This is a genomic window from Nocardia sp. alder85J (assembly GCF_020176955.2).
Classification (GTDB): domain Bacteria; phylum Actinomycetota; class Actinomycetes; order Mycobacteriales; family Mycobacteriaceae; genus Nocardia.
The window spans coordinates 25,945-52,012 of sequence record NZ_JAIUCZ020000008.1; the positions used below are offsets into that span (position 1 = coordinate 25,945).

The 26,068-nt window shown below is 67.1% G+C and carries 28 protein-coding genes; 18 read left to right on the plus strand and 10 right to left on the minus strand.

Annotated features, from left to right (window positions below; genetic code table 11):
• Positions 1-191 precede the first annotated feature (191 nt).
• Positions 192-1,067 carry a sigma-70 family RNA polymerase sigma factor gene (locus tag LBW94_RS28300; RefSeq protein ID WP_225059879.1) on the minus strand — a complete coding sequence of 292 codons (876 nt, stop codon included), beginning with the start codon at positions 1,065-1,067 and terminating at the stop codon, positions 192-194.
• Positions 1,064-1,456 carry a VOC family protein gene (locus LBW94_RS28305; RefSeq protein WP_225059880.1) on the minus strand — a complete coding sequence of 131 codons (393 nt, stop codon included), beginning with the start codon at positions 1,454-1,456 and terminating at the stop codon, positions 1,064-1,066. The genes LBW94_RS28300 and LBW94_RS28305 overlap by 4 nt, the downstream gene beginning before the upstream one ends.
• A gap of 389 nt (positions 1,457-1,845) precedes the next feature.
• Between LBW94_RS28305 and LBW94_RS28310 the strand changes: the two genes are divergently transcribed.
• Positions 1,846-2,034, plus strand: a complete 189-nt coding sequence (locus tag LBW94_RS28310) for a hypothetical protein (RefSeq protein WP_225059881.1) — start codon at positions 1,846-1,848, stop codon at positions 2,032-2,034.
• On the opposite strand, the gene LBW94_RS28315 is transcribed toward LBW94_RS28310, so the two are convergent.
• From LBW94_RS28315 to LBW94_RS28330, 4 genes are all read right to left on the minus strand, one after another.
• On the minus strand, positions 2,024-2,374 hold the full coding sequence (locus LBW94_RS28315; RefSeq protein ID WP_225059882.1) for a hypothetical protein: 351 nt from the start codon (positions 2,372-2,374) through the stop codon (positions 2,024-2,026). The genes LBW94_RS28310 and LBW94_RS28315 overlap by 11 nt on opposite strands.
• Before the next feature lie 103 nt (positions 2,375-2,477).
• On the minus strand, positions 2,478-2,792 hold the full coding sequence (locus LBW94_RS28320) for a hypothetical protein (RefSeq protein ID WP_225059883.1): 315 nt from the start codon (positions 2,790-2,792) through the stop codon (positions 2,478-2,480).
• A gap of 896 nt (positions 2,793-3,688) precedes the next feature.
• Positions 3,689-4,924 (minus strand): helix-turn-helix domain-containing protein, encoded by a 1,236-nt coding sequence (locus LBW94_RS28325; protein ID WP_225059884.1) that lies wholly within the window; start codon positions 4,922-4,924, stop codon positions 3,689-3,691.
• A 195-nt stretch (positions 4,925-5,119) separates the two neighbouring features.
• A complete protein-coding gene (locus LBW94_RS28330; protein WP_225059885.1) occupies positions 5,120-6,520 on the minus strand; it encodes an IS1380 family transposase in 1,401 nt (466 codons plus the stop codon).
• A 292-nt stretch (positions 6,521-6,812) separates the two neighbouring features.
• Between LBW94_RS28330 and LBW94_RS28335 the strand changes: the two genes are divergently transcribed.
• The 8 genes from LBW94_RS28335 to LBW94_RS28370 all read left to right on the plus strand — a co-directional run bounded on the left by LBW94_RS28335 (position 6,813) and on the right by LBW94_RS28370 (position 11,333).
• A complete protein-coding gene (locus tag LBW94_RS28335; RefSeq protein ID WP_225059886.1) occupies positions 6,813-7,949 on the plus strand; it encodes a radical SAM protein in 1,137 nt (378 codons plus the stop codon).
• Positions 7,946-8,572: a 3'-5' exonuclease gene (locus LBW94_RS28340; protein WP_225059887.1), complete on the plus strand. Its 627-nt coding sequence runs from the start codon at positions 7,946-7,948 to the stop codon at positions 8,570-8,572. Before LBW94_RS28335 ends, LBW94_RS28340 begins: the two co-directional genes overlap by 4 nt.
• Positions 8,566-9,210, plus strand: coding sequence for an AAA family ATPase (locus LBW94_RS28345; RefSeq protein ID WP_225059888.1), 645 nt, complete (start codon positions 8,566-8,568; stop codon positions 9,208-9,210). Before LBW94_RS28340 ends, LBW94_RS28345 begins: the two co-directional genes overlap by 7 nt.
• 25 nt (positions 9,211-9,235) lie before the next feature.
• On the plus strand, positions 9,236-9,748 hold the full coding sequence (locus LBW94_RS28350; protein ID WP_225059889.1) for a hypothetical protein: 513 nt from the start codon (positions 9,236-9,238) through the stop codon (positions 9,746-9,748).
• A 280-nt stretch (positions 9,749-10,028) separates the two neighbouring features.
• Positions 10,029-10,199, plus strand: coding sequence for a hypothetical protein (locus LBW94_RS28355; protein WP_225059890.1), 171 nt, complete (start codon positions 10,029-10,031; stop codon positions 10,197-10,199).
• Between the two features lie 138 nt (positions 10,200-10,337).
• A complete protein-coding gene (locus tag LBW94_RS28360) occupies positions 10,338-10,619 on the plus strand; it encodes a hypothetical protein (protein ID WP_225059891.1) in 282 nt (93 codons plus the stop codon).
• On the plus strand, positions 10,616-10,990 hold the full coding sequence (locus tag LBW94_RS28365) for a hypothetical protein (protein WP_225059892.1): 375 nt from the start codon (positions 10,616-10,618) through the stop codon (positions 10,988-10,990). The genes LBW94_RS28360 and LBW94_RS28365 overlap by 4 nt, the downstream gene beginning before the upstream one ends.
• 148 nt (positions 10,991-11,138) lie before the next feature.
• Positions 11,139-11,333, plus strand: coding sequence for a hypothetical protein (locus tag LBW94_RS28370; RefSeq protein ID WP_225059893.1), 195 nt, complete (start codon positions 11,139-11,141; stop codon positions 11,331-11,333).
• A gap of 210 nt (positions 11,334-11,543) precedes the next feature.
• Here the strand turns inward: LBW94_RS28370 and LBW94_RS28375 are convergent, their stop codons facing one another.
• The gene (locus LBW94_RS28375) at positions 11,544-11,783 is read right to left on the minus strand and encodes a hypothetical protein (RefSeq protein WP_225059894.1); all 240 of its coding nucleotides are present in this window, start codon (positions 11,781-11,783) and stop codon (positions 11,544-11,546) included.
• Between the two features lie 91 nt (positions 11,784-11,874).
• Here LBW94_RS28375 and LBW94_RS28380 point away from each other — a divergent pair, with 91 nt between their 5' ends.
• From LBW94_RS28380 to LBW94_RS28390, 3 genes are all read left to right on the plus strand, one after another.
• Complete coding sequence (locus LBW94_RS28380) at positions 11,875-12,660, plus strand: alpha/beta fold hydrolase (RefSeq protein WP_225059895.1); 786 nt, start codon at positions 11,875-11,877, stop codon at positions 12,658-12,660.
• Positions 12,661-13,140: 480 nt separating this feature from the next.
• Positions 13,141-14,214: a DUF4185 domain-containing protein gene (locus LBW94_RS28385; RefSeq protein WP_416276980.1), complete on the plus strand. Its 1,074-nt coding sequence runs from the start codon at positions 13,141-13,143 to the stop codon at positions 14,212-14,214.
• A gap of 86 nt (positions 14,215-14,300) precedes the next feature.
• Positions 14,301-14,957 (plus strand): class I SAM-dependent methyltransferase, encoded by a 657-nt coding sequence (locus tag LBW94_RS28390; RefSeq protein WP_225059897.1) that lies wholly within the window; start codon positions 14,301-14,303, stop codon positions 14,955-14,957.
• A 28-nt stretch (positions 14,958-14,985) separates the two neighbouring features.
• Here LBW94_RS28390 and LBW94_RS28395 read toward each other — a convergent pair whose 3' ends face one another.
• Positions 14,986-15,588 (minus strand): alpha/beta family hydrolase, encoded by a 603-nt coding sequence (locus LBW94_RS28395; RefSeq protein WP_225059898.1) that lies wholly within the window; start codon positions 15,586-15,588, stop codon positions 14,986-14,988.
• 281 nt (positions 15,589-15,869) lie between these two features.
• Here LBW94_RS28395 and LBW94_RS28400 point away from each other — a divergent pair, with 281 nt between their 5' ends.
• From LBW94_RS28400 to LBW94_RS28425, 6 genes are all read left to right on the plus strand, one after another.
• Positions 15,870-17,705: an acyl-CoA dehydrogenase gene (locus tag LBW94_RS28400; protein WP_225059899.1), complete on the plus strand. Its 1,836-nt coding sequence runs from the start codon at positions 15,870-15,872 to the stop codon at positions 17,703-17,705.
• 185 nt (positions 17,706-17,890) lie between these two features.
• Positions 17,891-18,973: a DUF4185 domain-containing protein gene (locus LBW94_RS28405; protein ID WP_225059900.1), complete on the plus strand. Its 1,083-nt coding sequence runs from the start codon at positions 17,891-17,893 to the stop codon at positions 18,971-18,973.
• A 260-nt stretch (positions 18,974-19,233) separates the two neighbouring features.
• Entirely contained in the window at positions 19,234-20,262 is a 1,029-nt protein-coding gene (gene gnd, locus LBW94_RS28410; RefSeq protein ID WP_225059901.1) for a phosphogluconate dehydrogenase (NAD(+)-dependent, decarboxylating), read from the plus strand.
• A 143-nt stretch (positions 20,263-20,405) separates the two neighbouring features.
• Positions 20,406-21,593, plus strand: a complete 1,188-nt coding sequence (locus LBW94_RS28415) for a damage-control phosphatase ARMT1 family protein (protein ID WP_225059902.1) — start codon at positions 20,406-20,408, stop codon at positions 21,591-21,593.
• A gap of 206 nt (positions 21,594-21,799) precedes the next feature.
• Entirely contained in the window at positions 21,800-22,966 is a 1,167-nt protein-coding gene (locus tag LBW94_RS28420; protein ID WP_225059903.1) for a glycoside hydrolase family 3 N-terminal domain-containing protein, read from the plus strand.
• A 141-nt stretch (positions 22,967-23,107) separates the two neighbouring features.
• On the plus strand, positions 23,108-23,707 hold the full coding sequence (locus LBW94_RS28425; protein ID WP_225059904.1) for a TetR/AcrR family transcriptional regulator: 600 nt from the start codon (positions 23,108-23,110) through the stop codon (positions 23,705-23,707).
• A gap of 122 nt (positions 23,708-23,829) precedes the next feature.
• Here the strand turns inward: LBW94_RS28425 and LBW94_RS28430 are convergent, their stop codons facing one another.
• A complete protein-coding gene (locus LBW94_RS28430) occupies positions 23,830-24,702 on the minus strand; it encodes a MaoC family dehydratase (RefSeq protein ID WP_323137952.1) in 873 nt (290 codons plus the stop codon).
• Entirely contained in the window at positions 24,699-26,060 is a 1,362-nt protein-coding gene (locus LBW94_RS28435) for a 3-oxoacyl-ACP reductase (protein WP_225059905.1), read from the minus strand. The genes LBW94_RS28430 and LBW94_RS28435 overlap by 4 nt, the downstream gene beginning before the upstream one ends.
• Between the last annotated feature and the right edge of the window lie 8 nt (positions 26,061-26,068).

Sequence of the window (26,068 nt, forward strand, 5' to 3'; positions counted from 1 at the left end):
CCTACCGGGTCTTGGACAACTCGATCAGGTGCTCGAGAGAGCGGCCGAGCCGCCGCACGCGTACGGCCGATGACGCGAAAGATCCCATAACGCCGAAGACAGCGCTGTCCGCACGGCCGCGGCGGCGAGGAACTCGGTCGGTCGGTCCGGATGGCCTTGCACATGCACAGGTCGACCCTGACGGCACAGGCTCAGGCCGGGTCCGGCAGATGGATCGAGGCGAGTGTGGCGGGGTCGACGACGATGTGGATGGCAGTGATCCGGCCCTCGGTGACCGCGAAGGCGATGACGGAGAGGGGGGTTCCGTCGGAGCGCCAGGACATCTGGCCGGGGATGCCGTTGACCAGCACGGGCCGGTGGCGGGCGACCTCGCCGGAGAACATGCGCGCGCCGGCGGCGACCTCGGTGGCGCCGAGGGTGACAACCACGCCATCGGGGGTGTCGACGGTCAACTTCACGTTCGGGTCGAGGACGCGCAGGAGCGCTTGGAAATCGCCGCCGAGGGCGGCGGCGCGGAACGCTTGGACGACCTCTCGGTGCTCGCGGCCGGGGACCGCCGACCGGTCCGTGGCTTGGACCTTGCGGCGGGCGCGGCTGGCGATCATCTTGGTGGCGTCGGCGGATTTGCCCAGGATCTGACCAATCTCATCGAACGGGACCGCGAACATGTCGTGCAGGACGAACGCCAGGCGCTCGCTCGGGGTGAGCGAGTCGAGCACGACGAGCAGGGCGAGGCCGACCGAATCGGCCAACACCACTTGCTCGTCCGGCGCAGGATCGTCATCAGGCGTCACCAAGAGATCCGAAAAATCTTGCCCGTAGGCGGTTTCGGGGTGGGCCCGGCGGGATCTCAGGAGGTCGAGGCTGATGCGGCCGACCACGGTAGTCAGCCAACCCGCCACGTTGCCGATGTTCGCCGTGTCCTGGCGGACGAGGCGCATCCAGGCTTCCTGAACCACGTCCTCGGCGTCGGCGTGCGAGCCCAGCACGCGGTACGCGACGGTACGCAGCCGATCGCGCTGGGCTTCGAACGCCTCGGTTACGAGGCTGGACGGGTGGGACGTCACGGCTTCCGCTGCTGACGCAGCGAGATCCGGTTGCCGTCCGGGTCCATCGTCTCGATGCGGACCCCGAACGGGTAGTCCTCGGGTTCGGATTGTTCGAAGGTGACGCCGCGCTGGCGAAGGATCTCGAAATCCTTTCGCAGATCGTCGGATTCGAGGACGAGCGGACCGGGCGCGGCATGCCGGTCCACGTCGGCCGGCTGTCCCGCGGCCGCCGCATGCGACCACAGGATGATCTGCACCGAGCTATCGGGAACGCCGACGGTGAGGAAACGTCCGTCGGGCCCCGGGAAGTCGATCTGCTTTTCCAGGCCGAGCCCCTCGGTGTAGAACCCCAGCGCGCGGTCCTGATCGGTGACGTAGATCGTCACGTACATGATGTTGGTCAGCATCCCGTTCTCCATTCGCTGGCGCGACGATCGTTCGTATTCGGTCGTCGCACCTATGACGAGTGCTGACAGGAGAAGGTAACAGGACCCCGTCCACCCCAGCGGCTACCGGGCGCTCGCGGTGCGGCTCGGCAGCACGCGTCCAGGCCCGATACATGATTCAGCTGATCGAAAACGGAACACCTCGTGCCGCATGTCGAACGTACGTTTCATCATCAGCGCGCGTCCGAGGGCGGATGTAGGCGGCCGGGGTCGTGAGCGTGTGTTCACGGTCAGCAGGCCCTGGTCCTCGGCGGCGTAGCGGCAACGGGCCGGACCCTGCGGGGTGCCGGGCATCAGGTGAGTGCGGTCAACCATGATCCGCTGCCCAACGGCGGGGCGGGGGTGCGGTCGTGGGGGCCGTGTTCGGCGCTGTCGCCTGTGCCACCATCATCGGCATTCCGCTCGTGCCGTTCTGCATCCTCGGCCCGGCCTTGCAGGGCGCGGTGATCAGGCTGCTCGTCGCCGTGATCGCGCCGGATGTCATTGCGCGGGTGCTGCCCCGATCTTCGGGGACAGGGGCTTCTCGCTCTACTTGCTGATGCAGTCCGTGACGATCTTCTGGGTTGCGGCGCGTGCCTTGTCGGCGTCGTCCTTGCTCAGGCCCATCGAATCCGGGTCGGAGGCTTGGGCGTTGGTGCCGGGCTTGGTCATCGCGCGCAGGCCGTCCTGCGAGATGCCCTGGTCCACATAGACTTTGGCGGCGCAGTCGGCGAGTTTCTGGTCCTTCAGGCCGCTGTCGACCAGGGCCTTGGAGAGGTCGGCCTGGGTGATCGCGGGCTGGGCGGCGGTCTTCTGGTCCGTGGACTGGGAGTTGCTCGAGCCGCAGGCGGCCAGCAGCGGGAGGGCGACCAGGGTGGCGGCGATCAGCGAAATCCTCAACAGTTTCCTCGTTTCCGACGATGACGAATCGGGCATTCGGGCGGAGAAGCCGCCGTGGTGATCCTGCACCATTCGGGCGCGCGAGAACAGTCGGGTGGGAATTTCACAGGTCCATCGCGGCCCGCAGCGCGGTGTCGATGCGCTCGACCACGTCGGGGTCCAGGGTGCCCAGGCGCTCGGCCAGCCAGCCGCGGTAGATGCGGCCCAGGTTGCCGGCGTGCATCCAGCCGTGGCCGGGGAGGGTGACGGCCAGGATGTCCTGCGGATCCTCGTCGAGGACCTCGGTGGCGATCAGCCAGGGGCGGGGGGATTCGTTGATGCCGTCACTGGAGATGAGCACGATGTTGCGACGGCGAGTCGAACCATGTGGGTTGTAGCTCCACAGTTCACCCCTGCGAACCACCAGGTCAGCGGCCATTCCCCACACCTCCCGTCACTTCCCGGAACCTCCCTTAATCTATTGCAGCGCACCGACATTCGTCAGTATGGACGCTCCCGGAAGCTCCCTATACCTCACGATAGCTACCGGTGAATCTTACGGTCAAAATGACGGTCTCACTCCCGGCAAGTCCCGCCAGCACCTCGCCGACGGCAGGTCACGAAGCCGCCGAACATCACACACTCCGGGTGCGTGCCAGCTACCAATCGGCACCCTTGATGGCGCGCCCTAGCGACCCGTCCCAACCATGGGACAATCATGCAACTCGGGCATATGACACAACATATGTGAGTTACCTCACAAATTGGCCCAGCTTTCCCTCTGGGCTATTCAGTGGCTAATCAGGGTGCGGCCCTGCCCCGCGCCGCCGATCAACCTCGAGCGGCACCCTCCGGCCAAACGGCATCGACTGTAAGTCCTCGTGATCGAGCGAGCGCGACAACCGAACCCGTTCCGCCAGGGTCAACGCCGTGCCCGTCCCACACTGCGATCAGGCGGTCACAAGACCCGAGAACGGCTTCGTTCGCGGCCTCGTATGCTGCAACGCCCGCCTCGTCGAAGTTCATGACGCGAACCAATTCGGCGCGACGGATCAGCTCATCGAACAATGGTGCGTGATCGGGCTTGACCTTGTGCTCTCGGTAGTTCCGCGATGGAAGCACGACATCGAGCCTACCGCCGGCATCGGGTACCGCCCGTGCGAACACGGAGTCGGCCCCGCGCGCAATGCAACTGACGCCGACTACATCACCGGAACCAAGCGCAGCGAGACGCTTGGTGATCTCGTCGTAACCAGAGGCACCGTGTCCGGGGTCATGTTCATGTGCCCGGTCACGCCGATCCGCACCACGTTCAGCCCTTCCTACTCCGTGAAGTTAGCGTGCGTGCACGTACGCCTTCAGCGTCTTCTGCATGTCGGAAGCAACCTTGCTATCGGGGAAGTTCTCTCCCAGCAACCCATCCAACTGGTTCAGCCGCTTGCGCACCCAGGAGAAATGCGCCTCGATCGGAGTCTCTAGTACTGGTGCGACGGCGGCCAAGCTACCGTCCAGATCGCCTAGGCGGGCATTCGCCATCGACAAGTAGATCGTGGAAAGCATTTCGTCGCCTGGGCTCCGCTGCACATGCCATGCATCCAACGCTTCCTGCGATGCCTTGATGGACTTCCGCAAGGTCTTGTCGTCATCGGCCCACATCAACGAGAACCCGTGATAGTAGATCTGCTTGGCCTCCGAAAAGCTGAACAGACCCGGGATTTCGTCTGGTCCGCTCGAATCCCGCATCCGGTCGGCGTCCTCCAGCAGCTCTAATGCCCGAGCAGAATCTCCAAGGTTCGCGATCGACGCGGCGAGTCCACACAACAGCCGTGACCCCATGGTTCCCGTCGAAGTGCCGATGTAGTTCAAACCGTCCTGGGCGGCGTCGCGAGCCAGTTCGAAGTCCTTCGTGAACCGAAATGCGAGAGCTTGCGTACCCCGAGACCACGCCCGCAACTGGTCATGGTCGGCACGGTCACCCAGTCGGAACGCGGCCTGAGCATGAACTCGAGCGACCTCGGCTTGGCCGAGGTCAAGTGTCAGGTAGGCGAGGATGCCACAAGTCCGCCCGAGCGCCACGTACAGATCACGCGAATCATCCGGGCTGTACGCCACTTGATTGAGGCGCCGCAGCAACTCGGCGCGTATGCCGAGGGCCTGCGCAAGGGTCGCGTCGTAGGACTCGAAGCGGGCTGCTTTCGCCACGTTGATGATGCCGTGATGCAACTCGTCCAGCGTCACGCCGTCCGGCGCAACCAACAGTTGTTGTGACTCCTGCCGGGCGCGATCGAGCATCCGCACGGTGTCCGTGGCTTTTGCTCGTTCCCGCTGGTCCTCGTCCCATGCCGCTATCAACCTGCCCTCTCCTTGGAGGGCTAAGTCAACTTGCTCGATCCATCCGCGGTCCGCCGGCCACCGGAGGCCGGTTTCGATGTGTCCTAAGCCCTGGTGGCTGTAGTTCACCAAGGACGCGAGTTCACGTAGGGAAAGGCCCCGAGCAGCACGAAGTTCGCGCAGAGTGCGGCCGGTCCTATCAGGGTTCATCCGTGCCCAGCCTGCCGGGCTCTTCACCATCGCGCACCACCCCTCTGTCTCCAGTTCGCGATCGGGGATTTGTAGACAGCCTAATCCTGAATCCACTGACCTGGGTGTCGTGCTGGTCTGCGTGCCTTTGGCACGTAGACCAGCAGGTTTCGGGTGTGGGGTAGCCGCTGGTCTACCCAGCTTTTCCACGTTGTGTTCGGTTCGGGGCCGTTCGGGCCGGGGTGGTCAGGTGATGGCAGGATGTCGTGCTTGGTAGCCAATTGTGTTGCGCCACAACATGTGCCATGTATCTGCCCAGGGCCAGTGGCGGGGCAGGTGCAGGACCGGGCGGCGTTGCGGGCGGGCCAGGCGGGCGGGGATGTTGATGATTTTGCGGCGCAGGGTGGCCGCGCGTGCTCGGCCGTGGTTTCCGCCGGCGATGGTCCCGGCCGCGCGCAGCAGGTTGTGGGCCATCGCGGCGCACAGGACCCACGCGTAGTTCGCGCCGAAACGCCCGGAGGGGACGTGAGCGAGGGGGCCATCGATGAGATCTGCGAAGACGGTCTCGATGACGGCGTGTTTTCGGTGGGTGATATCGGCGTCGGCGACCGGTTCGGTGGAGTTGGTGAAGAACGGGTGATATCGCCAGACCGGGAAGAGCGCGTCGGGGTAGCGGGCATCTTTCACCCGCCGCACGATCAGCCGGGCGGTGATGCGGTCTTTGGTGGAAGCGAAAGCAGTGTAGGCGATTACAGCGACCTCCGCGCCGGAGATCCAGTCGCCGGTGTCGGGGTCGCGGACCGCGCCGGGATAGCGCACCGGAGTCCACGCATCCTCGGCGATCGTGTCGATGGCCTGCTGAATTGCGGTGTTGCGGGTCATGACCACCGAGAATTGTGCGCCGGCGCGTACCGCGGCACGCACGACCTTGCGGTTGCCGAAGGCCGAGTCGCCGCGCACCAGTACCTGACCGGCGCCGATCGAACGGGCGACTCCGATCGCGGCGGTGACCATCGACGCGGCACCCTTGCCCGAGCCAGTCTTGCCGGCACGCAACCGCATTCCCGCGATCACCGGGGCTGCCAGGTCGGTGCTGATCGTGGCCACCAGCGGTGAAAGACCCTTGCGCAGAACCTGTTTGCCCGCGATCTTGGTGTGACCGTAGGAGGCGCCCTGCTTCTGATGCCCATACACCGGACGCAGCAGCGAGTCGATATCGACGAACGTGCGCACCTGCGCGCCGGGCAGCAGATCGGTGCGATCGGCCAACGCGACCAGATGTTCGCGCATCGCCGATTCCAACTGCTTGGCGTGACCGAAGGTGAACTCCCGCAACAGAGTTCCTACTGTCGAGGGCGCGTACACGCCGTTGAACAGGGTTTTCATCCCGCCGCTACGCAGCAGGTCGACGTCGTCGATGCAGTCGGCTCCCGCAGCCATTCCCGCGATCAGCGTGACCAGCTTCGGTGCCGGGTTCGCTGACCCGGACTTGATCCGCGGCGAGTTGATGGTGATCTTCTCTGCCAAAATTCTGGTCAGGGCGGTTTGCTCGGCGAGCGTCAGCACCGGTACCAGCCCCGCGCACGACACGAGCCCATCGTCATCGAACCTCGCCGAGTCCTCGGCGAACCTGTGGAACAATCGCACTGAAAGTGTCTTTCGGATCTGGTCCAGATTGTTGTGTGAGAACTCCAATCATCCCAGTTCAGAAGGCACTTTCTTCATTTCAACACGCTCGATCCACCGATTTCATCGGTGGATCGAGGCTAATACTCCCGCCAGCGCAGCGATGGTGGTGATCTGAGTCCATGGCCTCGGTTCCGGGCGAGTTGGACTCCCTCGGCCCGGGTGCCCGAGACACAGGGGCGAAAAATCCGAAGGGTTCGACGTGAACAGCGAACTTCCACAACATCTTTCGACGACGGGGATACTGAGGCCGGTGCCCCTGCTGGGTCGGCATGAGCGTGACAGCATGCGGCCCGAACTGCGCGATGTGATCGAGTACCGCAAGTCCGGCTTATCGGTCAACTGGATCGTGGGATGCCCTCTGGACTGCGGATATTGCGTCCGGCACCTGTTCGACAACTACGACATGAAGGTGCCGAAGGCGCTGATGACCGACACCGCCGCGGTCCGAATGTTGTTGGACCACCAGTACTTTCAACCGCACATCACTCCGATCCAGTTGCTCAACCGGGCTACCGATCCGATGCTGCCGCGCGTAAAGCAACACCTGTTCGAGGCTCTGCGGATGCTCGACGCCCGCGAGCTGACCAATCAGGTGTTGGTGATCACGCGGTGGCGGATCGAGCACGAAGACTGCGCATTCTTCAACTCGCTCAGACACATTCGGCTCACGGTGCTGGTCACGCACTCCGGTATCGACAACGAACAGGTGGAACCGGTTGATTCCGGCATCGCCGCCAACTCGCTGCGCATCGCGCACGACCACGCCGACCGCTATCGGGTCATTCTGTATTGGCGGCCGATCGTTGCGGGGCTGAACGACTCCGACGAGCATTTGCGGCGAGCCTTCGAGCTGAGCTACCACGCGCACGCAACGGTGTTCACCGGCCTGTTCTACAAGGAACAGATCCGGGCGTACTACCAGGCCAACGGGCTGCCGGAGCCGTACGACGAGGCGGCGCGGCGGAAGGTGTTCCCCGAGACGCTCGAACAGCGCATCCTCGCAGGCGCCGCCGAACACGGGGTCGGGTCGCCGCTGTTCCGCAAGACATCATGCGCGGTGACCTACGCGCACGGGGTCGCCGACTACAACGGGCACTACGGTATCCGCGGACTCTGCGACATCTGCCCCGGCTCCCAGCAGCACAAGTGCGAGGAAGCCTGGCAGCGGCCGGACCGGGCACGCGTCGCGGAGATGACCGAGCGACTCGGAGGCCAGTTCCTCGGGATGACCGATGGTGCGATCGTGGTGTCCGGGCTCGCTGAACCGCCGCGATACCTGATGCAACACACCTTCGCTTTCCAGGTCCACGATGCCGCCCGCCCGCACCACCCCAGCCACCACGGCCGCGCCGATATCGGCTGGCCCACGATCAAGGAGACCCCATGAGCACGCCGCTCGCCGTCCCCAACGTCCTGCACGACAAGCGTTTCGCCGTCGTCGATGTGGAGGGAAACGGCCAGAACCCGCCCGAGATCATCGAATTCGGCTTGCTCACCGTCGACGGGCCGACCTACCAGGCCGACGCCGTCCGGTCCTGGCTGATCCGGCCCCAACAGCCGATCACGTCGATTGTGACCCGCAAGGTACACGGCATCCGCAATGACGATGTCGCCGGCGCGCCCGTCTGGAACGAGGTCGCTCCGGAAATCGGTATCGCCATCGACGGCCGAATCCTGGTGGCGCACAGCGCGAAGGTCGAACAATCGGTGGTCGGCCAGCACCTGCCCGAGTGGACGCCCCCGCTCATACTCGACACCCTCCGGTTCGCCAAACAGGTGTGGCCCGGACTCGGCGGCTACAGCCTGGACAAGTTGATCGTCCACGGCGGCCTCGATACCAGTGCAGTCAAGGGACAGGGCTACCACCGAGCGGCCTACGACACCTGGGCTGCATGGCTGCTGCTGTGCCGCCTGACGGTGGAAAGCGGCCTCGATTGGCCCGGGGTCATCAACGCCGCGGCGCTGCCCGAATTCATTCCCGACCCGGAACCCGAAGGGGGTTTGTGGTGAACGTGAACAGATCGACGCTAGCCGAGCATCGGCCGGTCGCGGTCGCCGTCGTAGGCACCCATTCGACCGGCAAGACGACGTTCCTGTACGCGCTCGCGGAACGACTGCGGAGCCAGCGCATCGAAGTCGTGATTGCCGGGGATCTCGGCTTGCAGGCGATGCAGATCGGGTTGCCGATCCTGTCCGAGCACACGTGGATCTCGACGCTGTGGATCATCGCTCGGGGCATCTCCAACGAGGTGGAGGCGTGGCTGATCGCCGATGTGGTGCTGATCGACCGAGCGGTCCCTGATGCGCTCGGCTACTACGAAGCGGCACTCGAATACACCGGCAGAGACGCCGACCCCGACGAGATCGAGAAGCTCGAAGCGATGGTTGGCGCACATGCCTACAACTACGACCTCATCTTCCGGACCGTCCTGGACCCGGTGCTTCCGCTCGGCTCGGAGAAGCCCCGGGACACGGATTTGAAGTTCCGGGCCCTGGCGGACACGCACGTGGGGAAGGTGCTGTCCCGGCTCGGGATCGAACACGAGCTACTGCCGGCGGGCGGTGTCGAACGCGCAGTCGTGGAAACAGCCGCCTTCGTCGTCGGCCGCCTCACCGCCACAGATCAGGAAAGGCGCGAGTGGTCGTGAAATCGGACAGCTCTGAGGGGTCCCGATGACGACCTTCACCGGTCAGACAGTGGCCGATCGGGTGCTGATGCAGGCTCACCACTACCGAACCAACGGCAGGTTGTATTGCCGGATCGACAGCACCAACAGCCGAATTCTGTTGCGAGCCACCGATGTGGGCGCGGTCACCATGCCTGCTGTGGTGGGCGAGCTGGTGCGGGCCCGCTTCCGGAGTTACGCCGCGGGCCCGATTTTCGCGCACGGGGAGCGTTGGACGTTCCTCACGTTGCCTCACCGGCTGGATTCGGATCTCGGGACCGTCGCCGCGCTCAACTCGCACAACGCGCAGATCGTGCCCAACGGAGCGACCTTGCTCCTGCCGTCTCCTGGCGATCCGTTCTCGGACTGCCGGCGGTGGATTGTCGCGCCACAAGATGCGCTCAGGCCGACCATGCACACCGTGATCACGGCGTTCAGTTGCGTAGTCGACTCACGCCAGGACCGCCGCGAGTCGAGCCTCTCCATGATGCCGCGCGAAATTCACTGGAACGCATCATGACTCAGCTTCGCATGCGCGCAAATTGGACGGAACTGGATGTCCCGTTCGGCCCGATCCGGCCGGCCGACGCGGACGGGCCGTGGCGATTGAAAGGCTCCCCCGTCGAGTGGTGGCTGACGCGGGCGTAGGGCGACCACGAGATCCGGATCAAGGCCACCACACAGACAACATGCAGCTGGCGGGCTGCCAGAGACGGCCAGATCGTCAGAGAGGCATCGGCAACCGATGTCAACGCGGCGAAATCCGCTGTCGACCAGTGGATTACAGGGAGGACACGACCATGATCATCAACTGGGGAAGCGACCTAGTGCTGCTGCTTGTCGGCGCGATGGCGGCAATGACCGTCTACGGGATGATCGTGGCGTTACCATCGCGAATTCCTCGGGACAGAACCGCGAAAGGAATTCAGCAACGGATCGCGAAGGACAAGGACAACGAGTCTGATGCGTGACGAATGGACGCCCCCCACAGGCGATCTCACGCCGCCGGGCTCCCCCCAGCCCGAAGACTCGGTCCTGGCCGAGGCATTGAACCGGGTGCTGGACAGAGCAATCGCTCGTATGGAACTGCCGGGGGACAGGTGCGAACGATGAAGGTCGATTCCGGCGATACCTCGGGGCTGCCGATGAGCACTGAGAACGCCAACGGGGACGAGGCGGTGTGGTTCGTGGACGACGGCGTGATTCGGGTTCTCGAGATCCGGGTGCTCGGCAAGCCGCCGGTGTCGTTCGACTCCGACGCTCCCGCGCTCGGCGAGTGCAGCGACGCCATGCCGGACTCGTTGTGGAATGCGGTCTGTCAACACCATGACGCGCTGCCATTGCTGGCGCGGCTGGCTGACACATCGCGGATAGGGGAGCTGTTCCTGTGAACCACACCGTGCCGGACACCGACACCGACCGCCGAAGCTTTCTCATCAGCCTTCCGGACAGCTACACCTCGTTACCGCGGCATCCCTTCCTAGCGGTTCCGGTGGACACCTACCGGCCGTGCCGGAGCTGCGGCGGCGAGCGCGACGAGGACTTCCAAATCGTCGCGGTGTGGCGGGTCGTGGCTCCTGCCGTTCCGCGGTGGCTCACCACCGAAATTCATTACTGCGCAAGCGGTCACGGCACGCTGACCGCGTTCCGCACACCGGCGGCCGTGCGAACGCTTCCGAAACGCACCGATCCCGAAGTCCTGGACGCGCGGGCACGAGCTTTCGAGCTGATCGGCCTCGACGGCCGGCGGGCGGTGGTCTGACCTACACCAACCAGACCGGACCGCGGATGGACAATCACCTGTGGGCGTACGGGTGTACCGATGACGCCACCGCCGAACACATGTCGTATGCGTCGCTGGACCACAGGCTCGCCCCGAGACTGGTTGCCGAGGCTGGACATTCGGGCCGGTGATAGACGACCCATTCGCGGGCGCCCACATCACGGTGGTTTCCAAGCTGACTGCTGCGATCCATCGGCAGTTGGGCGACGACTGGGCTACGACCTTCGGTTACGTCTCCGAGGAATACGAGCTGTGGAAGGCACACGGTCGCATGCCTCGTGAAGCCTGGTTCGAATACGCCGACGAGCACGACCTCTTGTAGAACGCATCATGCTTTTCAGGGGGTGGTCCGGTGGACCACGACGAGGAAGACAGATACCGGTGTTACGTCGACCGGAAGTGGATGCAGGGCAAGCAGGCTCGCACCCGCGACGATTGGAAGAAGGAAAGCCAGCGGCGCGCCCCTAGAGCCCCACGAAGTACGGCGTGACCTGGTGTTTTACCGATGAACTGAGCTTTGTAGCTCCACAGTTCACCCCTGCGCACGCAAATCCTCTTCTGCGGCAGTGAATTCCGCTTCGTCGGTGGCGGCCGTGTCGGCCGCGGTGTCGAGTGTGCCCGGCTCGGGCTCGGGGGCGCAACAGCGCACCGCCTCGCGACGGGCCGCGCGGGCTATCCATGCCGACGGGGACATTCCCGCTCGGGCCGCGGCCTGCTCGGCGTACGTCCAAGCCGCCTCGTCCAGGGACAGTGTCACCTTTCGGCCAGCCATACCTGTCATGGTACCGCCGGGGAAAGCTGTTGGCGGGTGGTCAACGACTGCTACGGTGGCGCGGTCGGCAGGGCGGTGAGGGGAGACGCGGGTGCATCACCATCGAGTCGGCCGGGGCGAGCCGCTGGTGCTGGTGCACGGGGTCGGCAGCCGGTGGCAGGTGTGGGAACCGCTGCTGCCGCTGCTCGCGGAGTCGTTCGAGGTGTTCGCCGTGGACCTGCCCGGGTTCGGGGCGTCTCCGGCGCTGCCGGAGACCACCGTCGACACGCTCACCGACGCGCTCGATGCCTTTCTGACCGAGCACGGGCTCGATCGGCCGCATCTGGCGGGGAATTCGATGGGCGGGCTGATCGCGCTCGATCTGGCCGCGCGCGGGCGGGCCCGTTCGGTCACCGTGTTCTCGCCCATCGGGTTCTGGTCGGCGGCGGGGGTGTGGTGGTGCCGTGCCGCGCTGGGCGGGTCGAAGGCGCTCGGGCTGCGGTTGCGGCGCGCGCTGCCCGCGATCCTGGGCACCGCGGCGGGACGCACCGTATTTCTCGGTCTGTTGTTCGGGAAGCCGTGGGCGCTCGGCGCTCGCATCGCGCTGGACACCGCGAGCGGCGGGCTCGACGCGCCCGGATTCGACGCGGCGCTGGCCTCCTTCCCGCACGCCCGGCTGCGCGACGGCGGCCGGTTGCGTCGCATTCCGGTCACGATCGCGTGGGGCAGCCGCGATCTGCTGCTGACCTACGCCACCCAGAGCCGGCGCGCCCGGGCCTGGCTGCCGGACGCCCGGCACGTCACGCTGCCCGGCAGCGGTCACACCCCGTTCTACGACGATCCTCGACGCTGTGCGGAGCTGCTGCTGTGCCGAACGGCGGCCGACACGGCCGGTTGATCTGGCACCGGCCGCCGACATCCGTTACGCTCCACCAGGTTCGGACTTTTCCGTGATGGAGGTCAAGCACGGCCTGATTCCCGATGTGACGGGTGCAGCGACACTGTCGCGCCGTACGGCGCCGACTGTGCACTGCTGTCGACGATGACCGCCGACCCGTGGGTACCGCACCTCCTCGGAGGCGTCGGCGCCGCGGGCCGGCCGCGGAGAAACCGGCCGACCGGGTCGCGGCACGATCTCCGGAACCGAGGGCCCGACGGGCACTCGGCTCCGTCCGCCTCGCGTGCAACACCCCGAGTTCCCGAAACAAATGACGCGAATTGTCGCCGTTCGCTGTTAACATTTCTTGCAATTTGCCAGCCAGTCGAATGATTGTGCACGGTCGCACAGTGTGTGTTCGGGGGGAAGGCCGTGTTCGTCTCGACCGAACCGGAAGGCCCATCGACTTTGACCAAGACCGCAAACATCCTGCTGTCCGTGATGGCGGGTGCCTCGGCCTTGCTCTTGACCGCGACCACGCCTGCCGCCGCAAACCCGAACGCGATCAATCCGATTCCGGTGCTCAACGGCACCGCCGGTCTGCCGCATCTGCTGGGTCGCACCCGTGCGGTATTTCAGGTCACCGGTATGGCGAGCCCGAACAGCACCCAGAACTACAACGTCCTCGGCACCGACCTGGGGATCATGTGGGACAACGGAAACGGTGAAATGCTCACCGCATTCGGCGACACCGCCGGAATCGGTTTCCCGAATCTGCTGGCCGGTAGTCTGTGGTCCTGGCGGAGCAACATTCTGGTGCGCAGCCACAGCCAGGATCCGGGTAATGGCATCTTCTTCGACAGCGTCGTGCACGACATCTTCGGTCAGGCGCGCGATCTGGTCGCCAGTCCGAAAATTCCGCTGATCGAGATCAGCCGCATCCCGACCGCGGGTATCTCCGTCAACGGCGTGCAGTACATGAGCCTGATGTCGGTGAAGAGCTGGGACGACGTGGGCCAGTGGACCACCAACTACTCCGGCCTCGCCGCCTCCGGCGACGACGGCGAGTCGTGGGCCGATCTGGGTTTCACCCACCGTTCCAACGACGGCGGCAACGCGAATTTCCAGATGAACGCGTTCGCCAAGAACGACGGCTGGGTGTACGAGTACGGGACCCGTTCCGGCCGTAACAATCCGGCCTACGTGTCCCGGGTCCGCGAGGGCGACATCACCAACCTCGCGGAGTACGAGTACTGGGACGGCAGCAAGTGGAAGAAGGACGACGTCGACGCGGCGGCCCCGATCGCGGATCATGTCGGCGAACTGTCCGTGATGTGGAACGACTACCTCGGTCAATACGTGATGCTGACCACCGACCCGTTCAATTCGGTGGTGATGCGCAAGGCGTCCTCCCCGGAGGGCCCGTGGAGCGATCCGGAGGTCCTCATCGACACCCGGGAGCTGCCGACCGCGTACGCCCCGTCGATCTTCCCGTACCAGACCGGGCGTGATCTGTACTTCCTCACCACGGTGCACAACCAGTACAACGTGGTGCTGATGCGCGCCTCGCTCTGACCGGCGATTATCGCCACACTTCCGGGCCCCCGACTCGCCGCCGAGCCGGGGGCCCGGTCCCGTATCCGGGTCCCTAGACTCGGGCCATGACTGCGGCCGACTGGGACGCGCGGTACGCGCACAGCGAATTGGTCTGGGGCACACCGCCGCACCCGATCGTGGCCGAACAGGCGACCGCCCTGCAACGGTCACTGCTGCCGTCCCGCACCGGCGAGCCGCCGCGCGCCCTGGATCTCGGCTGTGGCGAGGGCCGCCACACCCTGTGGCTGGCCACCCACGGCTGGCAGGTCACCGCGGTGGACTTCTCCCAGGTCGGTATCGACAAGGGCCGCACCCTGGCGGCGCGGCTGTCCCGCTCCGCACGCGGCCGGATCACCTGGCACTGCGCCGATGTCACCGACCCGGCGGCCGGCCCGGACGGCCCTTTCGAGCTGGTGCTGCTGACCTGTCTGCACCTGCCGCCGGAGCAGCGCCGCGCGGTGCTGCGGCGCGCCGCCGATCTCCTGATCCCGGACGGCCTCCTGCTCGTGCTGGGCCATGATCCCGCCGATCCGGTGGCGGCCGAACACGATCCGGCGACACTGTTCACCCCCGAGGACATCCTGCGTGACCTGGCCTGCCTGGCCGGGCAGCTACGGGAACGGGTGGCCGACCGAGTATCGCGTGCGGACGCCGATCACCCGGACATCCTGGTACTGATGACCCGGATAGCCCCCGGAGATCACGGCACGATCGCGCTCTGACCCACCGCGCCGACCGCGATCGCACCGATCAACGCGAACCCCACCGCGCCAGCCACGGATCCACGGTCGCGCCGATGAGGTCGAAGCCCGCCCGGAAGGAGTGCGGCTGGCCCGGCACGATCCGGACCTCGGCGGCGTCGGCGGCCTCCGGAATGCCGAACGGGTCGCGCTCGCCGTTGATCACCACCACGTCGACCTTCGTTGCCGCGGAGAGCAATTCGTCCCGCCGCGTCTTCTCCGGCTTCCCCGGCGGATGCAGCGGGAAGGAGAGTGCGAGCACCCCGGCCGCCCCGGCCGCGACCGCGGTCCGGCAGGCCACCCGGGCGCCGTTGCTGCGCCCGCCCTGCACCAGCGGCAGACCCGGGAACCGGTCCCGCAACGCCGACACGATCTCCAGCCACGCGGCGTCCTGCGCCGGGGCCGAACCGGGCGCCCGCCGGCCCGCCACCCGATAGGGCTGCGTCACCCGGGCGACCACCGCACCGGCGGCCAGTCCGCGATCGCGCACGACCAGCAGATCCTTCGCCTCGACGCCGCCGCCGGAACCGTGGGTCAACAGCAGCAGCAGGCGCGGCTGCGCGGGTTCGTCCAGGTCGATCTCCGCCGGTCCGGCACTGGTCTCGAGGCGCACCGACCCACCGTAACCGCCGTCCCCGGCCGCGCGGGCGCACACACCGGGTGGCGAGCCCGCGGCTACCACGAATCCTCGCCGAAAACGTGTTCTACATCACAGTGTTTCCCGCATCACATCCGCAGGTGGACGCCTGGATCGATGCGTTACCCGCGGGTAATATACAGTGTAAGTTACCCACCGGTAGCAACCCCGCCGATAGATACGGAGGAACGGGGCACGGTGGACAACGGGCGGGAACGGGACAACCGATCCGCACCTACTCAACGGAGAGAACAAAAATGGGTCACTACAAGAGCAACGTCCGGGACCTGGAGTTCAACCTCTTCGAGGTGCTCGGGCTGGGATCGATCCTCGAATCCGGCGCATTCGGCGATCTCGACGCGGACACCGTCAAGGAGATGCTGAACGAGGTACGCCGGCTGGCCGAGGGCCCGCTCGGTGAGTCGTTCGCCGACGCCGACCGCAACCCCCCGGTCTTCCACCCCGACACGCACACCGTCACGCTGCCGGAATCGTTCAAGAAGAGCTACCGCACGCTGTCCGAGGGCGGCTGGGACAAGCTGGGTATCGACGAGGAGCTCGGCGGTATCCCGTTCCCCCGCACCGCCTACTGGGCCATCGCGGAGCTGATCCTGGGCGCGCAGCCGGCCGCCTTCATGTACTCCGCGGGCGCGGGCTTCGCGAACATCTTCTACGACAACGGCACCGACGAGCAGAAGCAGTGGGCCAAGCTCGCCGTCGAGCAGGGCTGGGGCGCCACGATGGTGCTCACCGAGCCGGATGCCGGCTCCGATGTGGGCGCCGGGCGCACCAAGGCCGTCAAGCAGGAGGACGGCTCCTGGCACATCGAGGGTGTCAAGCGGTTCATCACCTCCGCCGACTCCGACGACCTGTTCCCGAACATCATGCATCTGGTGCTGGCCCGCCCCGAGGGCGCCGGGCCGGGTACCAAGGGCCTGTCGCTGTTCTTCGTGCCGAAGTTCCACTTCGATCCGCAGACCGGTGAGACGGGCGAGCGCAACGGCGTGTTCGTCACCAACGTCGAGCACAAGATGGGCCTGAAGGTCTCGGCGACCTGCGAGGTCACCTTCGGCGGGCACGGCGTCCCGGCCAAGGGCTGGCTGGTCGGCGAGGTGCACAACGGCATCGCGCAGATGTTCCAGGTCATCGAGCACGCGCGGATGATGGTGGGCACCAAGGCCATCGGCACGCTGTCCACCGGCTACCTGACCGCGCTGGACTACGCCAGGCAGCGGGTGCAGGGCGCCGACCTGACCAGGATGTCGGACAAGGCCGCCCCGCGCGTCACCATCACCCACCACCCGGACGTGCGCCGCAGCCTGGCGATGCAGAAGGCGTACGCCGAGGGCCTGCGCGCGATCTACCTGTACACCGCCGCCCACCAGGACGTGGTGGTGGCCGAGCAGGTGTCCGGCGCGGACGCCGAGCTGGCGGCCCGGGTCAACGACCTGCTGCTGCCGATCGTCAAGGGCGTCGGCTCGGAGCGGGCCTACCAGTACCTGACCGAATCCTTGCAGACCCTGGGCGGTTCCGGCTTCCTGCAGGACTACCCGATCGAGCAGTACATCCGGGATTCGAAGATCGACTCGCTGTACGAGGGCACCACCGCCATCCAGGCGCAGGACTTCTTCTTCCGCAAGATCGCCCGTGATCGCGGCGTGGCCCTGGGCCACGTGGCCGGGCAGGTGCAGAAGTTCATCGACCGCGAGGGCGGCAACGGCCGGCTCAAGGCCGAGCGCAAGCTGCTGGCCACCGCGCTGGAGGATGTGCAGGCCATGGCCGCCACCCTGACCGGGCATCTGCTCGGCGCCGGGGAGGAGCCCAGCGAGCTGTACAAGGTCGGCCTGGGTTCGGTGCGATTCCTGCTCGCCGTCGGTGATCTGCTGATCGGCTGGCAGCTGTTGCAGCAGGCCGAGGTTGCGATCAAGGCACTGGACAACGGTGCGACCGGTGCGGACATGAACTTCTACACCGGCAAGATCGCGGTGGCGCAGTTCTTCGCCCGCAACCAGTTGCCGGAGCTGACCGCCACCCGCGGCGTGCTGGCAAACCTCGACAACGACATCATGGAGCTGGACGAAGCCGCGTTCTGACGCAGGCCGAACCGGGCCCCGCTCACGGAACACAGGTTCCGGGGCGGGGCCTGCCGCATTGTCCGGCAATCGGTTCGCAACCGTGATCTCCGTAACGTGGGCGAAAAAATAGGGCTGTGCAAGGCTCACATCGCGGGCTCGGAGGAGGCAGAATAACCGGCGGCCGACGACGAAGGAGCGCGACGATGACCGGACGACTGTCTGCACTTGCCGGAGCGAGCGCGGCGGTCGTGTTCTTGGCCTGTGGCTTCGGCGCGGCGCACGCCAACCCCAACGACATCAACCCCATCCCGGTCCTCAACGGCACCATGGGCCTGCCGCATCTGACCGGCGCGACCCAGGCGATCTACCAGGCCACCGGAATGAACAGCCCGAACCGCACGGAACAGTCCAACGTGATCGGCACCGATCTCGGCATCATGTGGGACGACGGGCGCGGGCAGATGCTCACCGTCTACGGCGACACCGCCGGACTCGGCGTGCCGAATCTGCTGGCGGGCAGCCTGTGGGCCTGGCGGTCGAACGTGATCTTCCGCAGCGCGCCGGCCGACCCGGGCCAGGGCGTCCACTACTCCAGCTTCGTCGACAATCCGCTGCCCAGCCCGAAGATCCCGGGCATCGAGGTCAGCTTCATCCCCACCGCCGCGATCTCGGTGAACGGCGTGCAGTACCTGAGCCTGATGTCGGTGCACGAGTGGCAGGCGGACGGGCACTGGACCACCAATTTCTCCACCCTCGCGGTCTCCGGTGACGACGGGCAGACCTGGGCGCAGCTGCCCACCACCCGCCGCGCCAACGAGGACGGTTTCGAGAACTTCCAGCAGAACGCGTTCGTCAAGGCCGGCGGGTACGTGTACCGCTACGGCACTCCGGCCGGGCGCGGCAATCCGGGCTTCGTCTCCCGCGCCAAGGAGGCCGATGTCGCGAACGTCGATGCCTACGAGTACTGGGACGGCAAGAACTGGAAGCCGGGCGACGCGAAGGCCGCCGCGCCGATCGTCGGCGATGTGGCCGAACTGTCCGTGCAGTGGAACGACTATCTGCACCAGTACGTCATGATGACCACCGACGGCGGCAACTCGGTGGTGCTGCGCACCGCCCCGGCCCCCGAGGGCCCGTGGAGCGAACCGCGGCAGTTGATCGATTCGCGGGAACTGCCCACCCAGTACGCGCCGATGATCTACCCGTATCAGACCGGGCGCGATCTGTATTTCCTGCTCACGATCCACAATCAGTACAACGTGGTGCTGATGCGAACGCCGCTGTAGGTGCGTGACACCACCGGGTACGAGGCCCGTGCGGTTGCCGGGTCGGGGGTCTGGCAACCGCACGGTACCGATCTGCTTATCGGCTCCTCCCGGGCAACCGTTACACCGCCGCCCGTGGCGCACCCCGGCACCGGCGCGCGGTAACGGGGGTGCAGCGGGGAGAATCGAGGCGGGTTGCGGCAGTCGGCGGTGCTGAATCGCCGGCGGACCGGCACGTGGGCTCGGACCCGAGCTCGGACTACTCGAGGAGATGAGAAGTTATGCAGCTGGGAATGATCGGACTCGGCCGAATGGGCGCGAACATCGTGCGCCGCATCGTCAAGGACGGACACAGCGCGGTCGGCTTCTCCCGCCACGAGGACCAGATCGCCGAATTCAAGGCGGAACTCGGCGACGGTTTCCAGGGCGCGACCGATTACAAGGCGTTCGTCGCGTTGCTGGAGAAGCCGCGCGTCGTGTGGGTGATGATCCCGGCCGGCGCGACCGGCGCCGTGATCGACCAGGTCGCCGACCTGCTGGAACCCGGCGACATCATCATCGACGGCGGCAACAGCCGGTACCACGAGGACATCCGGCGTGCCCGGGAGCTGGCGCCCAGGCGGCTGCACTACCTGGACATCGGCACCTCCGGCGGCGTGTGGGGCCTGGAACGCGGCTACTGCCTGATGATCGGCGGCGAGGCCGCGACCGTGAAACACATCGAACCGCTGCTCCAGTCGATCGCGCCCGGCGTCGACACCGCGCCGCGCACCCCCGGCCGCACCGGCGAGCCCACCCCCGCCGAACAGGGCTATCTGCACTGCGGTCCCGCCGGCGCCGGCCACTTCGTCAAGATGGTGCACAACGGCATCGAGTACGGCGCCATGCAGGCGTACGCCGAGGGCATGAACATCCTGTACAAGGCCAATATCGGCAAGGCGGACGCCGGGACGCACTCCGCGGAGGAGACTCCGCTGGAGCATCCGGAGCACTACCAGTTCGACATCGACGTGCCCGAGGTCACCGAGGTGTGGCGCCGCGGTTCGGTGGTCGCCTCCTGGCTGCTCGACCTGACCGCGCAGGCCCTGCACGCCGATCCGTCGCTGGAATCCTTCGGCGGCCGGGTCTCCGACTCCGGCGAGGGCCGCTGGACCATCCACGCCGCCGTCGACGAGGGCGTCCCCGCCCCCGTCCTGTCCGCCGCGCTCTACCAGCGCTTCTCCTCCCGCGGCGAATCGCTGTACGCCGACAAGGTGCTCTCGGCCATGCGCAAGGCCTTCGGCGGGCACAACGAGCTGCCGTCCGCGTAGGTAACGCAGGCGCCGCACCCGGATCGGCGCATCGCTGCGGGTGCGGCGTCATTTCCGGCACCTCCGGTCGGCCCGGCGCACGAGGCGGGCAGCCCGGCTCCCCGGCCGGGGTGCGCGGATCCGGATACGGCAGGATCGAGGGCGTGAGCAGTCTCGGGCGCGGTGCGGGTGGCAGTGACGACGAGGCGCCGGTGATCCTGGCCGGAGCGCCGGATACCTTCGCGCGCAGCGTCTTTCACGATCGGCATCCGAAGCTGATCGAGCGGGTCGTCGAGGCGCACCCCTACGGTGAGCGGGAGCGGGCGGCGCTGCGGGCACTGCTCGCGGAGACGCTGCACGGCACGGTCGAACCGTTGCGCACCGCGGCCCTCGATGCGGAGGACTGGGCGTGGTGGGGTGAGCCGTGGTGGGGACGAACCTGGGGCGAGCTACCGTTTCTGTGGGCCGAGAGCTACTTCTATCGGCGGCTGCTGGAGGCCACGGGGTATTTCGGGCCCGGGATCTGGGCCGGGATCGACCCGTTCGGTCCCACCAAGGCCGCCGAACTGGACAGTGCGGCGGTGACGGCCGAGCTCGCGGCCCTGGACGAACTTGCCGACGCGCCGGAGGCAGCCGCCCGTGACGCCCTGCTGCTGTCGGCTCTCTGGGGCAATCAGGCCGATCTGGGCTTCCAGCTGGTGGCGGGCTCCGACACCCGATCGGACGGCCTGCTGGTGGACGACCGCCGGGAACTGTGGGCGGCGCTGACCGCCGCGCCCGCGGCCGGACTGCACCTGATCGCCGACAACGCCGGCCGGGAGCTGCTGCCGGATCTGGCACTGCTCGATCACCTGCTGACCTCGGGAACTGTCGCGACCGCGACCGTCTGGCTGAAGCCGCAGCCGTATTTCACCTCCGACGCCACCATGAGCGATCTGCTGGCGGCCCTGCGGCGGTTGCGCGCGGCCGGCGGCGCCGCCGGGCGGCTGGGCGACCGGCTGTGGCAGGCCCAGTGCAACGGTGCGCTGACCGCGCGGACGCACGAATTCTTCTGCGCCCCACTGGGTTTCGACGAGATGCCGAACGATCTGCGGGCCGCGTTCGACGGCGCCGCGCTGACCGTGTGCAAGGGCGATCTGAACTATCGGCGGCTGGTCGGCGACCGGTATCTGCCGCCGACGACCCTGTTCGCGGACCTGGTCGGCTATTTCCCTTCACCGGTGGCCGCGCTGCGCACGCTGAAATCGGACGTGATCGCGGGCCTGAGCGCCGACCGGGTCGCCGCCCTCGACGCGACCGGGCAACCGTGGCGCAGCAACGGTGAGCACGCGCTGATCCAGTGCGCCCGCTGACGTGCACACCAACGTCATTGTCGCGCGCCACCTTCGGCAATCGTCGCCACCTGACCGGGGACACCCTCGGGCGAATCGGAGCCCCGCAGCGCAGGCCGTACCGGACCCGATCGATGCCCGACACGACACCCACTCGCGGCCGACACGCGGTGCGCAACGGGTGTCGGAGTAGGCGGACGACCGCGGGCCGACTACGGTCGGGAAATATGCGCAAAATTCCGGGGATCGTGGTCACTGTGCTCGCGCTCGGCCTGAGTGCCTGTTCGCACGCCACCGACGGTACCGCGACCCCGACGCCCGGCAGCAGCACCGCGCCGATCGCGCCGAGCCCAGCGCAGGCTGCCCCCGTCACCGCCCAACCCGATTGCGCCGCAGGCTATCTCGCGCAGTTCAACGAGCGGCAGAAGCTCGCCCAGCTGCTCACCGTGGGTGTCACCGGCACCGCCGACGCCCAGGCCGTGGTCCGCAACGAGCAGGTCGGCGGGATCTTCATCGGCGGCTGGACCGATCAGGCGATGGTCGCGAACAAGCAGCTCGACCAGGTCACCTCGCTGGCCCGGGTGCCGCTGATGGTCACCATCGACGAGGAGGGCGGCCGGGTCTCGCGGGTGGGCAATCTGATCGGCGAGGCGCCCTCGGCCCGCGCCGCCGCGGCGAGCATGAGCGCCGACGACTACTACCAGCAGACCCTGACCCGGGCCAAGGCGCTGAAGGACCTCGGCATCACCGTCGACTTCGCGCCCGATGTCGACGTGAGCGACCAGCCCGACGACAGCGTCATCGGCGACCGCTCCTACTCCAACGACCCGGACACGGTGACCGGCTACGCCGACGCCATGATCCGCGCGCTGCACGACGCCGGGCTGGGCGCGGTGATGAAGCACTTCCCCGGGCACGGCCACGGTTCCGGCGATTCGCACAAGGGCGCGGTGCAGACCCCGCCGCTGGATCAGCTGAAACAGGTGGATCTGGTGCCGTTCCGCAATCTGATCACCTCCGGCGCGGGGGTCATGGTCGGCCATCTCGACGTGCCCGGCCTCACCGAGTCGGGTGTTCCGGCGAGCATCAGCCCGGAGGCCATGACGCTGTTGCGTCAGGGCGCCGGATACGGCGCCGCGCCGTTCGACGGGCCGATCTTCACCGACGACCTGAGCGGCATGAAGGCGATCACCGCCCGGATGGACATCGAGGAAGCGGTGGCCGCGGCGCTCGAGGCCGGCGCCGACTCCGCGCTGTGGATCACCACCACGGACGTGTCGAAGGTGCTGGACCACCTGGAGCAGGAGGTCCGTTCCGGCAAGCTGCCCGCCGACCGGGTGGACGCCTCGGTGCTGCGGCTGGCCCGCTTCAAGGGCGTGCCGCTGCACTGCTGACTGGCTGCTTCCGAGGACCCGATCGACCGGCGGTCGTCGCCGTGATGAATGATCACAACCCGGCGACTGTCCGGCGAAGCCCGGCGCCCTAAACTTACCCCGGAGTAAGATGAGGGTTTCGATCATGTCCTAGGAGAGTGAATGGCAGGCGGGACGAAACGGCTTCCCCGAGCGGTTCGTGAGCAGCAGATGCTGGACGCCGCCGTCGAGGTGTTCTCCCGCAAGGGGTATCACGATACTTCGATGGATGCCATCGCCGCCGAGGCGAAGATCTCCAAGCCGATGCTGTACCTCTACTACGGATCCAAGGACGAGCTGTTCCGGGCCTGCATCCAGCGGGAGAGCATCCGTTTCATCGAGGCGGTCGCGGTCGCCGGCAATCCGAAACTGACCCCGCACGAACAGCTCCGCGCCGGACTCGAGGCGTTCCTCTCCTACGTCGACCAGAACCGGCTGTCCTGGCAGGTGCTCTACCGGCAGGCGCTGGACCAGCAGCCGTTCGCCTCCGAGATCGCCAACAGCCGCGAGCGGGTCATCGAACTGACCGCGAAACTGCTGGCGTCCAACGCGAAATACGCCGAGCCGGGCACGAATTTCGACATCGTCTCGGTGGCGGTGATCGGGGCGGGCGAGGCGATCGCCGACCGTATCGCCAGTGGTGAGGTGGCCGTCGCCGACGCCGTCGACCTGCTCGACGATCTCGCCTGGCGTGGTCTGGCCGGCAAGAAGAAGCCCGAATAGCGCGGGCCGCAGACCTTTTCGGCCGCGCATCGAATCCCCCATGCGATCCGATGCGCGGCCGGGAAGATGTGCGGCCCGCTCGTCCGGCCGCCGGGGACCGATCTCCCCGGCGGGCCGAAGTTTCAGCGCAGCGTAGCGGTGAGGTGCGGATATCCCTTGCGCGGGTGCTTCAACGCCAGATCCCAGCCGCCCTCGGCCCGGTCGGCGTAGGCATTCACGGTGGCGGGCAACAGGATCGGCTTGCCGAACTTCACCGAATAGGTGGTCGCCGAAGCGACCCGTCCCTCGATGGCCCCGAGAATCGCTGCCGCCGACCACATTCCGTGCGCGATCGCGCGCGGGAAGCCGAAAGCCTTGGCGCTCAACGCCGACATGTGGATCGGATTGCGATCGCCGGAGGCGGCGGCGTAGCGGTGGATCCGTGCCTGATCGACCTTCAGGGTGCGCAGCGGCGGCGGGGGCGCCTCGTCCGGCTTCGGCGCCGGCCGCGGGCCGCCGGACAGCGAGGTCTTCTGCTGGTGCAGGAAGGTGGTCACCTGCCGCCACACCTGTTCGCGGCCCACGCTGATCTCGCTGATCGCGTCCACCAGCAGCCCGCGCGGATGCTCCCGCAGATTCTCCACGTGCGCGCGGATGTCCAGCGGCTCGCTCACCGAGATGTCGCGGGTGCGCTCGATCACGTTCTCCGCGTGCACCGCACCGACCGCGACGAACGGGAAGTCCCGCGCCACCACCAGATGCATCACCAGCGGGAAGGTGAGGACGAACGGATAGGTCAGCGGCAGCGCGTCACCGAAACGCAGTCCGGTGGCGTGGCAGTACGCCGCCAGCTGATCCGGATCGACTCGGACGCCGGACAATTCGACGGCCCGGTCCGGAATGACGGACTTGCGCGAGGACAGCAGCGGCACCGCGCCCAGCGCCGCCTTCAGATACAGATTGCCGGTCTTCGGCGGTTCCGACAGCGAGACGGTGCCGGTAGCGTCGCTCATCATGCTCCGATCATGGCCTGGCCGCAGACGCGAACGACGTTGCCGCTCACCGCGTTCGAGGCCGGGCCGGCGAAGTAGGCGATGGTCTCGGCGACGTCGACGGTCTGCCCGCCCTGCAACAGCGAGGACAGCAGCCGGCCGCCCTCCCGGGTGACGGCCGGGATCGCGGCGGTCATCGCGGTCTCGATGAAGCCCGGCGCGACGGCGTTGATGGTGACGCCGTGCTCGGCCAGCTTCGGCGCCTCGGCGTTCACCATGCCGATGACCCCGGCCTTGGAAGCGCCGTAGTTGGTCTGGCCACGGTTGCCCGCGATACCGGCGATCGAGGACACGTCGATCACCCTGCCCCCGGCCCTCAGCACCCCCTTGGCCAGCAGGCCGGAGGTGATCCGGTGCGGCGCAGCGAGATTCACGTCGAGCACCGAATTCCAGCGGCCCTCGTCCATGTTCGCGAGCAGCTTGTCGCGGGTGATGCCGGCGTTGTGCACGATGATGTCCAGCCCGCCGAAGCGCTCGGTGGCGAACTCGGCGATCCGGTCCGCGGCGTCGGGCGCGGTGACGTCCAGGGCGAGCGTGGTGCCGCCGACGGTGTTGGCGGTCTTCGACAGCGCCTCCCCCGCCGCCGGGATGTCGGCCACGATCACGGTGGCGCCGTCCCGCGCGAAGACCTCCGCGATGGTCGCGCCGATACCGCGCGCGGCGCCGGTGACCACGGCCACCTTCCCGGCCAGCGGCCGGTCCCAGTCGATGTCCGGGGCGGCGGAATCCTCCCGGCCCACCCGGAACACCTGGCCGTCGACGAAGGCCGACTTGGCCGAGAGCACGAACCGCAGCGTGGACGCCAGCCCGGTCGCGGCCGGGGCGGCCTCCGGGTGCAGGTAGACCAGGTTGGCCGTGGACCCGCGCAGCAGTTCCTTGCCGACACTGCGGGTGAAGCCCTCCAGCGCCCGCTGCGCGATCTGCGCCTCGACGCTCGCCGCCAGCTCCGGGGTGGTGCCGACCACCAGCACCCGCGCGCACGGCGCGAGGCTGCGCATGGCCGGCTGATAGAAGGTGAACAGCTGCTCCAGCTCGGCCACCGAGCTGAGCGCGGTGGCGTCGAAGACCAGCGCCCCGAATTTCACCCCCGGGGTGAGGGCATCGACGAAGGTGTAGTCCGGCAACAGGTTTCGCACCGCATCAGCCGCCCGGCCCTTACCGCCGAGCAGTACCGGACCGGGCAGCGGCGGCTCGCCCGCGCGATACCGGCGCAGCTTCTCCGGTTTCGGCAGCCCCAGTTTGCTCGCCAGGAAAGCGCCGGGGGCCGAGTGCACGAAGGATCCGTAGAGGTTGGGAGCACCCTTGCTCTTGCTCGATGCCACTTGTTCCT

Coding starts and splice junctions, on each gene's coding strand:
- LBW94_RS28305 (WP_225059880.1), bottom strand. CDS start 1,456: ATGCTGACCAACATCATGTACGTGACGATCTACGTCACCGATCAGGAC.
- LBW94_RS28320 (WP_225059883.1), bottom strand. CDS start 2,792: ATGGCCGCTGACCTGGTGGTTCGCAGGGGTGAACTGTGGAGCTACAAC.
- LBW94_RS28325 (WP_225059884.1), bottom strand. CDS start 4,924: ATGGTGAAGAGCCCGGCAGGCTGGGCACGGATGAACCCTGATAGGACC.
- LBW94_RS28340 (WP_225059887.1), top strand. CDS start 7,946: ATGAGCACGCCGCTCGCCGTCCCCAACGTCCTGCACGACAAGCGTTTC.
- LBW94_RS28350 (WP_225059889.1), top strand. CDS start 9,236: ATGACGACCTTCACCGGTCAGACAGTGGCCGATCGGGTGCTGATGCAG.
- LBW94_RS28355 (WP_225059890.1), top strand. CDS start 10,029: ATGATCATCAACTGGGGAAGCGACCTAGTGCTGCTGCTTGTCGGCGCG.
- LBW94_RS28360 (WP_225059891.1), top strand. CDS start 10,338: ATGAAGGTCGATTCCGGCGATACCTCGGGGCTGCCGATGAGCACTGAG.
- LBW94_RS28375 (WP_225059894.1), bottom strand. CDS start 11,783: ATGGCTGGCCGAAAGGTGACACTGTCCCTGGACGAGGCGGCTTGGACG.
- LBW94_RS28385 (WP_416276980.1), top strand. CDS start 13,141: ATGGCGGGTGCCTCGGCCTTGCTCTTGACCGCGACCACGCCTGCCGCC.
- LBW94_RS28390 (WP_225059897.1), top strand. CDS start 14,301: ATGACTGCGGCCGACTGGGACGCGCGGTACGCGCACAGCGAATTGGTC.
- LBW94_RS28400 (WP_225059899.1), top strand. CDS start 15,870: ATGGGTCACTACAAGAGCAACGTCCGGGACCTGGAGTTCAACCTCTTC.
- LBW94_RS28405 (WP_225059900.1), top strand. CDS start 17,891: ATGACCGGACGACTGTCTGCACTTGCCGGAGCGAGCGCGGCGGTCGTG.
- gnd (WP_225059901.1), top strand. CDS start 19,234: ATGCAGCTGGGAATGATCGGACTCGGCCGAATGGGCGCGAACATCGTG.
- LBW94_RS28420 (WP_225059903.1), top strand. CDS start 21,800: ATGCGCAAAATTCCGGGGATCGTGGTCACTGTGCTCGCGCTCGGCCTG.
- LBW94_RS28425 (WP_225059904.1), top strand. CDS start 23,108: ATGGCAGGCGGGACGAAACGGCTTCCCCGAGCGGTTCGTGAGCAGCAG.
- LBW94_RS28430 (WP_323137952.1), bottom strand. CDS start 24,702: ATGATGAGCGACGCTACCGGCACCGTCTCGCTGTCGGAACCGCCGAAG.